This window comes from Anabaena sp. FACHB-1391 (genome assembly GCF_014696755.1).
GTDB classification, from domain to species: Bacteria; Cyanobacteriota; Cyanobacteriia; order Cyanobacteriales; family Nostocaceae; genus Dolichospermum; species Dolichospermum planctonicum.
In genome coordinates this window covers 67,972-81,377 of record NZ_JACJQS010000019.1, presented here as the reverse complement: position 1 = coordinate 81,377, position 13,406 = coordinate 67,972, and the positions used below count along the sequence as shown (strand labels likewise).

Sequence of the window (13,406 nt, the reverse complement as noted above, 5' to 3'; positions counted from 1 at the left end):
GAGCCGAACTCATTCCACAAGTCAGAGCGTAGTTGTCCTAAACGCAAAGCAATTAAATCAAGTTCGTTAGATTTCCAAGTATTTAGTTTTTTAGTCCCTAAAATGGCGATTCTCGTAACGGTTAACTGATTTTTAACTTTGAGTTTCATGGTCTAGACTCAGTACGTCTCTTGTTATTATACTTCTATTAAATCACATTGGCTACTAAATAGGTGAACGGAAAAAAAACGACATAAGTAACGAAAAGTAAAGTTGCCCGAAACCGTTCGGCTGACGCTCACGGCGAAGCCTCTTTTCTGTTCCCAGTTAAGAGTTAAGAGTTCCCTCACTATAACGACAATTTTTAACACCAACCTACTTATTTGGCTCATAAATATTTTGTTCTTCGGCTATTTTTTCCCTAAGTCAGCCCCCTCAAGCGGTTGTCTTGGGGTGATAGCCGAATTGTTTATAAACTTGTTCTGGGGTTAGGTATTTCATCTCGCGTTTAAATACGATTAACCCCAGTATACTACGTTATTTTGAGATTAAATCCCAAGACTAAATTCTTGTTTCCCCCCAAAGCATCAAGGACCAAAGCGGGTAATTTACAAGTCTTTTACCTGAGATTCTAACCATTGACTAAAAATAGCGATCGCCTCTTGGATTTTTGCTATAATTATTTCTGTTTGCTTGGCTAATTCTAATACTCTTTTCAGTTAATTTTCTTTAAATTTCATCTAAATTCACCCCCAAAGCCCGCAATTTTTCAGCTAGTTTGTCTGCTCGTTGTTTTTCCTGTTCTGCTCGTTGTTTTTCCTGTTCTGCTCGTTGTTTTTCCTGTTCTGCTCGTTGTTTTTCCTGTTCTGCGCTTTCAGCAAAAGTAGGAATCCAATCACCATCTTGATTGTACCAACGTAGCCACAAACCTTCTGTATCTTGATATTTTCCCGCCCAAACTCCTACCCCTAATTCCAATTCAGGAAACCAGAATTTTGGTTCTACCAGTTCCACTGCTTGATATTTTGTCCCCAGTAATTGAAATACTCGGAGGCGATTTTCATATCTATCAAAGATAACATAGTAGGGCGATGCCTACGGCGAGCGAAGCTATCGCAAATACTGTTCATAAGCTTGCCATTTTGTCGGCGGTTTATTCGCACTTCTTAATATTTGTCCTAAATCTTCTGCTTCCGTACCTGGTGATAATAATTCTACTATTAAAAATGGAGCTAATCCTTCTTGCCAAATTACATAACTCCAGCGCATATCTTCTTGTTTTTCGGAAGCAGCTACACCTAAGACTAAAAACCAATCTGGTCTTTTATACCATGAATAATGACGACCATCATAGTATAAGTTTAAATCTGTACCAATGAACATTTCCTCCCTGGGATAAATGGGAGACTGACAGGTTTCCCGTAATAATTGCGGTTGAAAGTCATGAAATTCGTCTGGCAAACCTGGCTCCTCTGGATTTTCACTAGGTAAATCATACATGGTGGGCATGGTTTCCCAGGGTGGACGCGGATGAATTGTGGAGTCTAATTCATTAACATCCTCACTGGGTAAATCATACATGATGGGCAGGTTTTTGTGCGGAGGTGCTTCACTTTGATACATGATGACTATCTCCTGTGTTTCATTGCCGTTGCCAAAATTCAACTATCTTAGGACTTACGCAAGCGTCACCCCAAAAATCTGTTGTAAGGTGCTTTACTACTGCATAAATCTTGCAAATAAACGGATTGTTGATATCTAACGCACCCTACCAACTAATGTGCCAGGGTTGCCATATATCAATATTACCCAAACCAGTCGCTTAAAAACGACTTCAGCTATTAGCCAGGGAATTAATTCCCTGGCTTCCTTCCTGATTTTATCATTTGGTTTAATGATCCTGCAAATACCCAGCCAATGTCTTCTGAAACTGCTCGAAACCAAAAGTATTAATGAATTGCTCCTATGGTATTAGAGTATCAGGATTTATACCTAATTCTTTCAGTTTGGCGGCTAAACAATCAGCCCTGGCTTTTTCCTGTTCTGCCCTGGATTTTTCCTGTTCAAGGCTTTTGCGTAGTTCTAACGGAGATAAGAAGAGATTGCCTTGATGATCATAAATATTTAGAGTTGACGCTGTTAGTTCAAACCGAATACCCAAACGAGGACTGTGCCAATGATCCATGTTTTCAATGGATATGAGTTCTTCGTCGGCTCTGGTAAAACCCATCAACTCATTAGAGTCTGGGTTATATATGTAGTATTCTTCCACATCATAGCGGTTATAGAATAACAATTTACGGCTCATTTCTTTGAGGGTATTGCCTGGAGACAAAATCTCAAACACTACTTGAGGGGCAATATTATCTTCTTGCCATTGCCGGTATGACCCCCGATCGCCTTTGGGTCGGCCAAAGGCCACGAGGACATCGGGGGCGACACGAATATCGGGACGACCTTCAACGGGATACCACAGCAGATCTCCTGCCACAAAAACGGTCTCGTCATTGGCAAAGAGGGAGTCGAGATTTTCTTTAATCAGGACAATCCAGCGAAATTGCTTGGTGTTATCTGCCATGGGCTGACCATCACTGTCGGGATAGATTATGGTTTTGTCTAGAGCTACAGTCATTGTTTTTGCCTCCCTCTACTCAATAGTTAAGTCATTAATATTTAATTCCTTCCATATACTAGGTAATTGGTAATAAAAACTCTATTATAGAAATTTCACAGGGACATCACTCTTTAAATGTAAAAAATCTAATTCCTCAATGCGATTATTTTCTAGTAATTTATAGGTTTCTTCCAGCCAAAGGAAATAATCTTGTTCCTAAAGAGCATTAATGGTGTTCATGAAAGCACCTAAGTATTGTTTACTCTATTATAGTATTATAGCTGCGATAGCGAAGCGCGACCTAGGAATCGCCCTATCGCTCCAAATCCTTTTTTCAAAAGTTGAGAACCCAGAGCGATCGCTTTTTCAGCTGTACTGCATTTAATGGCGTTGCTGAAACCAAGTATGAATTTGGGTGTAGAGTCTATAAATGTTTATTACTTTGAATGATATTTTCATACACGGAAACCATTTTTAACGCTATTTTATCCCATGTATAATTATCTAATATAAACTGCCGGGCGCGATAGCGAAGCGCTCCGTAGGAATCGCCCATTTCTTGAGATTTTTGAGGATGATTTAAGAAGTTTTCAATTGTAGTAGCAATATCATTAATATTAAGTTCTGTAACATATCCCAGATGTTGTTGCTGGACTATATCACTGAGTGCTACACCAGGGGTAATTATAACTGGAGTACCCGCAGCTAGGGATTCTAGAACTGATATACCAAAGTTTTCGGAATGGGAAGTTAGGGCAAATATATCTGCTCCTTGTATTAATAAGTCCTTGATTTCACCCTTGACAAATCCGGCAAAATATGTTATTCTCTCAAGTCCATGAATTTTCACTAGAGTTTTTACCTCAGTTTCATAATCTGAATCGCCACTACCGGCGACAATGAATGTGAAGCGGTAATGAGATAACCTACCTAATGCTGGAATTAGGTAGTCTAAACCTTTTTTAGGATGTAAGCGAGATAAAAATAAGATAATTGGTTCATCTATGGGTAAATTAAAATGTTGTCGTAGACGTTGATAAGCATGAGGAATTGTATCGGGAATCGCAAGTCCGTGGGGGATGATAAAATTTGGGGAGGTTAAATTTAATAGAGCAGCTTCTTGTTGTTCTGCAACAGAGGTAAAATGAATTGATTGACTGTGATTAAGATTAGCTTTTTCGATAATTTTCAGATAGATTTGCTTTTTTCTAGCACTTTGCTGTAAAGACCATGTACATAATTGTCCTAGAGGACGAACAATATAGGGAATTTTTTGACAGCGGGCGATCGCCATTGCTATTGTAGAACTATAAGAGAAAATAGCATGAATATGTAACAAGTCATAATTACGGATATTTTGCCATAACCATATTGTTAATTCTCTGGAGAAAGCAAATTCTCTCACAGCGTGAATAGAAGGAGAAAATCGGGGAAAAAACTGGACAGGAACTTGTTGATAATTTATAAATTTTCTTAGAGGTACGTCTAATATATCTTCTCCATTATCATTAGTAGTGACAATTTCCGCATCAATATTATTTTTTCTTAAAGCTTTCACCATTTCTAAAATGGCTTGACTCGGACCGCCGCGAACAGTCGCAACTGAAGGAATTATATGGAGAACTTTCATGAGTTAATCTGCTCCCACCAATGGTTTAATATTGCTAAACTCCAACGACGATACCAAGGTTTAAGGGGTATATTTGGTGGGATATTTAGCTTTTGATGGACATTATGAAAATAATCGCCAAATTCACTATTCATCCAACTTTCAAAGGGAAAAGAAAAGCCTTTTTTCGGTCTATTTATTACCCAATCAGGTATTTCTGTAATTGCTTGTGTTAACAGTTTTTTCCCCTGTGCTAAACGAATATTACTAGGAATTGGTGCAACAGTTTCTAATAAAGTTTTATCCACAAAGGGAACACGCAATTCTAAACCCCAATTCATGCTCATGATATCACTATCTCGCAGTAATTGATTACGCATATAACCACTTAATTCTAAAAAGCTGACTTCATCTTCTGGGGTAGACCCCCACCCTAACCCTCCCCCTTGATAAGGGGGGACTAAGGGGGGTAATATAGGGATGCTTATTGATAATTGATTAATAATTAGACAAGCTTCTTGATGAGAAAAAATACCGCGAAAAGTATTATAAGCAGAAGCAAAACTAGGGGGTTGTTTTAAAAACTCACCGAATCTTTGCATTTTTAGTGAATTTCCCCAACGTTCTAATCCTAGACCCAAACCCGTACGGAGGAAAGGTAATCTATTTAGATTTTTACTCCATGCAACCATTTGGGGAACTTTTTGAAAAGACTTGTATCCACCAAATATTTCATCTCCTCCTAAACCTGATAATACTACTTTCATGCCATTGTCATGGGCAACTTTAGAGACACAAAATGTATTAAAGCCATCAATACTCGGTTGATCAATTGCTGCGAGGAAATCGGGTAATATGCTCTTAGCAAAGGATGATGTAACTTGATATTCTGTGTGTTTTGCACCAAAATGATTAGCGATTTTTTCAGCTAATTCTCCCTCATTGAATTCCGATTCAGCAAAAGCTATGGAATAGGTAGATAATTGTGATTGTTGGGTTTGGGTTGCTAGAGCGAGAATGGTTGTGGAGTCAATACCACCACTGAGGAAAATTCCCACGGGTACATCACTGATAAAATGATGTTGAATGGAATCTAATAAAGCTTTACGAACTATTTCTTGCGCTTCTGGAGGAGAAATTGCTTCAGGAGTAAAATTTATTTGCCAATATTGTTTTTTGGTAGTATTTCCATTGTGCCAATATAGCCAATTACCAGCGGATAAACAATGAATGTCAGCTATTAGAGTGTATGGTTCGGGAACTGAACCGGTTGTTAAATAACCATATAATCCTTCCACACTCATATTAATTGCAGGTAAACCAGATGCTAAAACTGCTCTGAGTTCGGAAGCAAATACTAAAGTTGTACCTAATTGGTAATAGTAAAGTGGTTTAATTCCTAAAGGGTCACGAGCTAAAAAACAAGTTTTTTCTAAATCATCCCAAATCGCAAAAGCAAACATTCCTCGTAAATGTTGGACACAATCAGAACCAATTCTTTGATAGAGTTTGAGAATTACTTCTGTATCTGTTTGAGAATGAAATTTTTCACCTTGGGAAATAAGATTTTCTCGCAATTCTTGAAAGTTGTAAATTTCTCCATTAAATGTAATATGATAGCGGTTGTCAGTGGTGGACATAGGTTGATGTCCAGCAGCACTGAGATCAAGAATAGAAAGTCGAGTGTGAGCTAAAGCTGCTTGTTTGTCAGTTGAAATATAAATACCTGCATCATCGGGACTACGATGTTTTAGTGCTGTTTGCATCTTTTCGATTTTTGCTTCTAAACTTCCATCGTCGGTATTTAGTTTGATAACACCTGCAATTCCGCACATAGGTTATTCTATATATATATAATCTTAAATTGGTATAAAACTGGAATTTAGTTATTGGATTTAACTATGAACTAAATAGATATTTCTCTATGATAACATCACAGCTAGTTAATTCAATTCCCTGGATTCAATGATCGGTGCAAATATCCAGCCAAAGTTTTCTGAAACTGCTCAAAACCAAAGGTATCAATAACCTGTTGACGCAAGGATTCGGGTTGATACATTAAAGTATTAGGATATGTACTTTGTAAAATTTGAATAATAGTTTGAGCAATTTCATCTACATCATTAGGATTTACCAATGCCCCTAGTTTACCATGACAAAGCGCGTCCGTAGCACCATCTTGATTACCACCCAAAACAGGTTTACCACAGGCTAGGGCTTCTAAGTAGACAATACCAAATCCTTCTCTTTTACTCGGCATAGCAAAAACATCACAGAGATTGTAGTAATCACACAGTTGTTGATCAGGAATAAATCCAGCTAGAGTTACACAATCTTGTAATCCGAATTGGGTAATTAACTGCTCAATTCTAGTCTGGTCATTTCCTTTACCCACAATAATGTAGTGAACATCGGGAATTTGCTGACGAATTTGAGGAAGTGCTTTGAGAACTTGGTCATAACCCTTATAGCGTTCAACTTCCGCTAGTCGAGCTACAGTTAATACTATAGGTTGTTCGCGCCTTAGTCCATATTTTTCTAATAAATAAGCAGGTTTGGGGACTAGTTGAAAGCGATTGAAATCAAAAGTGTTTGGTAAAATAACAATTTTATTCGGGTCGAGGTTTTGTTCTTTAATCAGGCGATCGCGGGTATAGCCACTAACTGCTAAAATCAGGTCTGCATGATGTAAAGCTGTTTGCAAAGCTGGGTTTTTGATATTCCAGGCTTCGATACCATGGGCAACAGTGCAATAAGGGACATTTGTCAATCGTTTTAGCCAGTAGGCTGCCACGGTAAAATTCATGTGGCCGGTAATGATTAGATTTGGGCGCTTCCAGATTCCCCAACCAATTAACTGGGCTGCAAATGCAGCTGTTCTCAGTGGTAATGGTATAGATCCAGCAAAGTGAAACCTAGTAGGGGCTAGGGTTGAGAAGTTGGGTGAGGCATTTCTGTCATGTTTGATAAAGATATCATAGTGAGTATCAGGGTAGATATTTTGAATGGCTGACAACAAAAAACCACAGTATGTTTGAATGCCACCTGTAAATTCAAATATGTTGGGAAACCAGAGGTGAAGATTATTCTTATTCTTATTCTTATTCATGGGTTTTATTTATTACATATCGCTGCCAAGGCTTCCTTTAAGCCTGCAATTATGCGATCATAACAGTAATCTCTGACAATGATTTTACTTTCTTCTCCCCATTGTTTCAAGCGACAATGATCAGCCATAGCCTCTTTAAGACTAGCAGTAAGAGCCTCTACATTTCCTGCTTCAAAAATCAAACCATTCTTTCTCTGTTTAACCAAATCAGCCGCACAACCAACATGACTGCTAACAATTACAGCACATCCCATACACATCGCTTCATTAATTGCTAACCCCCATGTTTCACCACTACCATAACTAGGCAAAACAAAAACATCACAACTAGCATAAGTACGCGGCATTAGGGATTGATTTTGAAATGGGGCAAAGTAGATTTGATCATTCTGCTTGGCTAACTCTCGCATTTGTGCGTCTAAATTTCCCGACCCAACTAATAGCAAAGAGACTGATTTTAATTGTGCATTAATAAAAGCCTGAATTAAATCCAAAGGACGCTTTTTATGTTCAAATTTCCCAGCAAAAAGGATTACCTGATTTTGGAGAGGGATACCTAATTCCCGTTGCCAAGTTTTTGCTTGACTAGATAGCTCATTAGTCATGGCAGAAAACCGGTGATTATCAATAGCATGGGGAGCGAAGAATAATTTACTCTCTAATACAGAATGATATTTAAAGTATTCATAATTGGCTTTACCAACATATAAACAAGCCGCAAAATTTTGGAAAATTTTGGCAATAAATAGCTTTTTTAGCTGACTTTTAAAATCATTTTTTGCCTGAATTCGATGGGAATCACCACGAAATATTATGGGAATATTGATATTTTTCATCTGCCAAAGAAACCTATAAATACTTGCGTAGTTATAGGAGACTGTCAGGAATATAGCATCTGGTTTAAATGCTAAAACTTGCTGAGTCAAGCTGGGATTTTGCAAGCCAAAGATATGATGAGTGCCTCGATCTTTACTAATATTAGGCACAAATTCAAAATCATAGCCATCTAGTAATGGAATATCCCATTTTAACGATTGCTTAAATCCTGGATCAATCTGATTTGTAATGCCAAAATCCCATAAATAGAATACTTTAATATTAAAATTACAGTCTTCAGCCAGACACCGAAAAAGCGGCGCGTAATACTGAATTGGATGAGATGCAATAATTGCTAAATTTGTCATTGACTAATTTTAACTACCTCAGCAAAGTTAATTCAACTCAGATTTACACGTTAGCCATAACCAAATGTTTTTTCCAAAAAGACGAAGAGCCATGGAATAAACTAATAATAAAATTACTCCTGAAGGAAGTACTTTAACATTAGAAGACTCAAAAAAAACTGCTGAGTTCAATAAAATAGTTGTTGCTGCTGCTAATCCTAGCAAAGGAATTGATCCTAAATTAGTTATAAATCGGTAAAGCCAACCCCAAAAATAGCCCAGGGCGAAAATTGGTGCAAACATGAATGGAACACCAAAATCAATGTAACTCTCACCCACATAGCCAATACTAATCGAAGTACCTTTGTCAGCACCACTCACTTGAATACCCGAAAATTCATTTGTGCGTTTGGAATCGTCAAGTATTGGCTTATCGGGAAAAAGAGCGCGGGGAATTAAAGTAGATATTGCCTCCGACCATAGTTTGCCATTTTGATAAGGAACAGCATTAGGTACAGTTCTAATGCTACCTGCGAAAAATCTAAGGTATCCCAAACGAGATAATCCTGAATTAAATCCGTCTTCAAGGTCTTTATCGCTGATTTTACTAAATTCATTAGCATGATAATTTAATCTATCAGCCAAAGAAACCCTCACGGTTTGAGTTTGAGTTCCTTGGTTAACATAGTTACGATAACCTCCCTTAACACTTTGCCAGTAAGTTGTTAATAACAGTAATAGCACCATCAATATTAAAACTTGGGGGCGTAGTAATTGCTTAACTTTAAAACTTGTCGCCCCATATACAACCAACATTACAAAAAGGACTTGCTTAAATCCGCTAAAAAACCCAGTCATCCCAATGATAATTTCTAAGATAACAATGCTTAAAGATAATAAGCCAAATTTAGGATCACGAAATCCATTCCAGAGAATCAAAAAAATAACCAACCAGCGCAAATACCCCAAAGATAGCAAAAGTTGGGTAAAAGCAGGGTCTCCAAATGCTAGAGAAGTTATTAATGAAGAAAATACGAATGTCCCTAAATATGCTATTGCTAACCTAGAAACTTTTAATTCTGATGCACTTTTTTCTTGATCTATGAAGCTAATTACAGGAGAAGCGCCAACAGCCTGCTTCATACCATAGGCGAGTGCCAGCATAGATAGGATACCTAAATAAAATGCTAAACTTAGTTCTTGACCAAAATTCTGCTTTAGAGTTTCTCCTGCTAAATTAGCAGTAATCACAGGGACAAATACTTGAAGGCTTTGAAAGCTGGCTGCAAATAATAATGCAGGTGGTTCACCAGGTCGCCAAAGCAATGAAAACAAGACTGGCCAAATTAGGCATCCTAAAAATGTTTCGCTGGGATTAGGTGTACTTAGCCCAATAAAAGCCAGCACCAGACAAATTACCCAAAGTATTTTAGTTACAGATATTTTATCTGATTTTGGCCTTAGCAAAGGTCTATTGTTTAGAGAGTAATGTGACATTATTTTTTTTACGTACGTCCCGCATTACAAAATTTAATTTATAGCTTTTGTAAAAATATAGGTTTCAATGTTACTGAGTTCATAAAAATACCCGGTAAGTGGGAAACTCAGTCACTTCAGTGCTGAGAGGGAAACGACTCGTGCGGTTTTAACCGCCTTGAATATTTTTTCATTACCGCCTTGGAGTTGGTAAATTCGGTGTACTTTTGTAATGTACTTTCAACGGGACAATTACCGATTCAAAATTCCCAACTCTGTACGCATAATGTGTTGCTCCGAAGAGCCTCCCATTTCTGGGGTAATGTTAGCTTCGTCAATGTTTTAAGAGCTTTTTAAACTTGCAACACTGTTTCAGGGACTTTAAAACTGTTTAATTGCAAATGACAGAGCAGGGAACTAGCTACGCATTCCGGGGTGTCGTGACTCAAAAAACGTAGTCAGTGAAGACTTAGACTGGTCAGTACAGCTTGCAATTTCTTACAAGCTCAGTCCCTTTAGGGCTGAGTTACTGACACTCAGAAAGTTCTAGTCCAGTTTTGCATAAATCACAATTTTTTTTTGCATATTTTAGGTTTTACCTTGATTTTGGATTAGCTGACTGATCAAAAATTTGACACAAAGTCCGTGTCATTTGTCTAGCGGTATAAGGCTCAAATGCTTGCCAATCTGTTGTTTCTGAAAGTCCGTAGACTAGAGAATTAAGTAACCATTCTATTCCTTGTCTAAGGATATCATAAATTTCTATATTGGTTAAATTAGTAAAAGTTACGGTATAGCCCGCCTGACATTCTTTAATTACGTTAACGACAAGACTCTGTTCGTGCAGAATTGCTAAAATGGGCTTCTGAGCGAGGATACATGGATAGACTTTAGATGCAGAATAACTGGGATCATCAGAACCAATTATTAAAATCCCATGACTATCTTTTAAAACTTGCAAGGCTTCAAAGTAAGGGATACGTTGTGGATATTCAGTTATTATATCGTCTAAATTATAGGATTTGGCGATCGCCTCTATTTCCTTATTGTTGTCAAAAATTGAATATTTCGTGCCAACAAAATGAATTTTAATTTTTTGCCAAATTTCGGGATTGTGCTGACGATGTTTTTGAATTGCTAAGAAAAAGACATTCAAGCTCAAAGCCATATCTTCACCACCTCTACCCACATAAACCCAATGTTGATAACCATCATCAGGAGCAAATATTTTCTGTTGGATATTCAGTTTAGGTAATATCTCAAAATCTTTTTCAGGTGCGCCGAAGGGGAGAACAGAAAACTGCTCTTCCTTGAGCCAGGAATATCGCTGCATTAATACTTTGGGATATTCTGGTGAAACACTGGTTATATGACAGGCTTTAGCCAAAGTCAAGGGTTCTAAAATCTTAGCAAAAGACTGGGCGACTGCATATTTTAGTTTGCCACCAGGGGGAGTGTTTTGAGTGCGATCATAATAATCGCTTAACCAAGGATCTTGAAAGTCTAAAATATAAGGAACTTTATATTTCTCTAGCCAATAGCGACCAAGGGGCATGGTCAAAAAAACTGTATTTGAGAAATAAACTAAATCAAAATAATTTTTTTCAAAATATTTAGCTGTTGCTTTTATCAAAAAAGGTATGCTTCTAAAACCTAAATTTCCCAGCTTTAATTTTCTAGATAGTTTCGGAGAAATAGCCGATGCTCGAATAATTTCAATGTTTGCTGGAACCGTCAAATTCAGGTTGGGATCATATATTCCTTCGATAAAATCAGGTTCGATACATAGAACAGTTACATCCCATCCAAATTCTTCAAAGTATGGCAGTGCCATTCTAATGCGCTGATGATCCGCAGCGTTAATTGGTGGGAAATGGGGGCTAACAATAAGAACTCGATGATTCATTTAATTACTTATAAGTATATAAATAGCTAATATAAAACTAAAAAAAGTTGATTATATGATAACATCAAAAATCAACTCCTAATACTTGATATTTGGGAGCAGTTTTACACCGATCTGTAATTTTAGAGATAAATTCCGAATCCATAAATAGTTATTACTTAAATGATTATGTGCTGAAGTCTTTAATTCTCTCTTAAATGGATCCTAACTAGCAGATTGAAAGCCAGATTCTCCTAGGGTGTTCTCAATTTCGGGATCAACTGTTTCTCATATAACAGCGAGTACAGAATCAGCCGTTAAAATTTTGCGCGATAATTACAGCAGTTTCCGATTTTATGAAGTACAGATATTAATAATAAAACTCTTGTGGTGCGGGCATCTTGCCCGCACAAAGTGTACTTCACTCAAAGCTACTTGCTGTATTTTCATTCCTAAAATCAGCAACGCCTTTAAGTCTTTGTTATTGAGCTACTGCAATCATCGCAAAAGCACCGCCTTTTGATAATTCTGAAAAATAAGGAAGCATCCGAATTAAAGCAAATAATCCTAAAAAAGCTAATAATGGAGAGCGGAGTCGTTTGTTCTGAATCCGATATACTTGAGCAGCTATAGATCGAGAATTGGTTGCATCTGATATCACTCTTAGATGTAGGTATCCTCTAAAGTTAGACCATGAATTTGGCTCGGAAATGCTGGATTGTGGTATAAAACCAGCCTGTTTTAAGGCAAGCGATAAACTATTTGGAGTCCATTTGTTGATGTGATTAGGAGGCATATCAGGACAACCTGTAATTCTTTCTTGACGAATCATAGCCTCTCCATCTGGAACAGTAATAACAATTTTGCCACCAGCTGCTAATAGTTGACGACATTGTTTTAAAACAGAGTGAAATTCTGCAATATGTTCTAATACTTGAAAGATGACGATTACTTGAAATGTCCCTATTTCAGATTGAGAAATTTCTGACAAATCCCTCAAGACAAAAATTCCCGCAGATTCTAGATCAGTTCTAGTTGTTTCACTGCCTTCCATTGCATAACTTTGCCATTCTTGTCCCAAGCTACGAAGAAATATGCCTGCACCTGCTCCAACTTCAAGTATTTTGCCGCCACCAAACGGTGTTATTGCTTCTTGAATAGCAATGTCATAATCCCACCGCCAGGATGGATAACCCTTCTGCTCATGCAAAATCTGATAAAATTCTTCGTCACCCCCTACAAAAGGGTAGCCAAAAGCAAATCCGCATTGAGGGCATTGGAGAATTACGCATTCATCTCCTTCCCATAATTTACGAATGACTTTTTCCAACCGATGATAACGATCTAGATTACGAGTTGTTGGACAGAAATGAGATGCGGCATTAGAGGATGTATACCTATACAGCGGCGGATTAAAACAGGTTGTTGAACAAACAGGACAATTAACTTTTTGGGTAGATAAAATAGACATAGGAATTGATTCAATCATTTTATTGAAAAAATGGCGTTGCTGATTCAGAGTATGATTTTATTTCACGCATTGGCGCTCCAGTCTCAGAGGGTAAGAGTTT

8 protein-coding genes and 1 pseudogene are annotated in these 13,406 nt (G+C 37.5%); all 9 read right to left on the bottom strand.

Annotated elements, in window-relative coordinates:
* Positions 1-708 precede the first annotated feature (708 nt).
* The 9 genes and pseudogenes from H6F62_RS11285 to H6F62_RS11240 all read right to left on the bottom strand — a co-directional run bounded on the left by H6F62_RS11285 (position 709) and on the right by H6F62_RS11240 (position 13,306).
* Positions 709-1,602, bottom strand: a pseudogene (locus tag H6F62_RS11285) (Uma2 family endonuclease).
* A 340-nt stretch (positions 1,603-1,942) separates the two neighbouring features.
* Positions 1,943-2,611 (bottom strand): Uma2 family endonuclease, encoded by a 669-nt coding sequence (locus H6F62_RS11280; protein WP_190372085.1) that lies wholly within the window; start codon positions 2,609-2,611, stop codon positions 1,943-1,945.
* 406 nt (positions 2,612-3,017) lie between these two features.
* Positions 3,018-4,223 carry a glycosyltransferase gene (locus H6F62_RS11270; RefSeq protein WP_190372084.1) on the bottom strand — a complete coding sequence of 402 codons (1,206 nt, stop codon included), beginning with the start codon at positions 4,221-4,223 and terminating at the stop codon, positions 3,018-3,020.
* Positions 4,220-6,037 carry an asparagine synthase (glutamine-hydrolyzing) gene (gene asnB / locus H6F62_RS11265; RefSeq protein WP_190372083.1) on the bottom strand — a complete coding sequence of 606 codons (1,818 nt, stop codon included), beginning with the start codon at positions 6,035-6,037 and terminating at the stop codon, positions 4,220-4,222. Before asnB ends, H6F62_RS11270 begins: the two co-directional genes overlap by 4 nt.
* A 113-nt stretch (positions 6,038-6,150) precedes the next feature.
* Entirely contained in the window at positions 6,151-7,311 is a 1,161-nt protein-coding gene (locus H6F62_RS11260) for a glycosyltransferase (protein ID WP_190372082.1), read from the bottom strand.
* 5 nt (positions 7,312-7,316) lie between these two features.
* Complete coding sequence (locus H6F62_RS11255; RefSeq protein WP_137909497.1) at positions 7,317-8,495, bottom strand: glycosyltransferase family 4 protein; 1,179 nt, start codon at positions 8,493-8,495, stop codon at positions 7,317-7,319.
* Positions 8,496-8,522: 27 nt separating this feature from the next.
* Complete coding sequence (locus H6F62_RS11250) at positions 8,523-9,971, bottom strand: hypothetical protein (RefSeq protein WP_190372081.1); 1,449 nt, start codon at positions 9,969-9,971, stop codon at positions 8,523-8,525.
* A 574-nt stretch (positions 9,972-10,545) separates the two neighbouring features.
* Positions 10,546-11,856: a hypothetical protein gene (locus H6F62_RS11245; RefSeq protein ID WP_190372080.1), complete on the bottom strand. Its 1,311-nt coding sequence runs from the start codon at positions 11,854-11,856 to the stop codon at positions 10,546-10,548.
* A gap of 460 nt (positions 11,857-12,316) precedes the next feature.
* Positions 12,317-13,306: a class I SAM-dependent methyltransferase gene (locus tag H6F62_RS11240; protein WP_190372079.1), complete on the bottom strand. Its 990-nt coding sequence runs from the start codon at positions 13,304-13,306 to the stop codon at positions 12,317-12,319.
* Between the last annotated feature and the right edge of the window lie 100 nt (positions 13,307-13,406).

Bases quoted from the DNA above. Each gene is read 5' to 3' on its own strand.
- H6F62_RS11280 (WP_190372085.1), bottom strand. From the start codon at position 2,611: ATGACTGTAGCTCTAGACAAAACCATAATCTATCCCGACAGTGATGGT.
- H6F62_RS11270 (WP_190372084.1), bottom strand. From the start codon at position 4,223: ATGAAAGTTCTCCATATAATTCCTTCAGTTGCGACTGTTCGCGGCGGT.
- asnB (WP_190372083.1), bottom strand. From the start codon at position 6,037: ATGTGCGGAATTGCAGGTGTTATCAAACTAAATACCGACGATGGAAGT.
- H6F62_RS11260 (WP_190372082.1), bottom strand. From the start codon at position 7,311: ATGAATAAGAATAAGAATAAGAATAATCTTCACCTCTGGTTTCCCAAC.
- H6F62_RS11255 (WP_137909497.1), bottom strand. From the start codon at position 8,495: ATGACAAATTTAGCAATTATTGCATCTCATCCAATTCAGTATTACGCG.
- H6F62_RS11250 (WP_190372081.1), bottom strand. From the start codon at position 9,971: ATGTCACATTACTCTCTAAACAATAGACCTTTGCTAAGGCCAAAATCA.
- H6F62_RS11245 (WP_190372080.1), bottom strand. From the start codon at position 11,856: ATGAATCATCGAGTTCTTATTGTTAGCCCCCATTTCCCACCAATTAAC.
- H6F62_RS11240 (WP_190372079.1), bottom strand. From the start codon at position 13,306: ATGTCTATTTTATCTACCCAAAAAGTTAATTGTCCTGTTTGTTCAACA.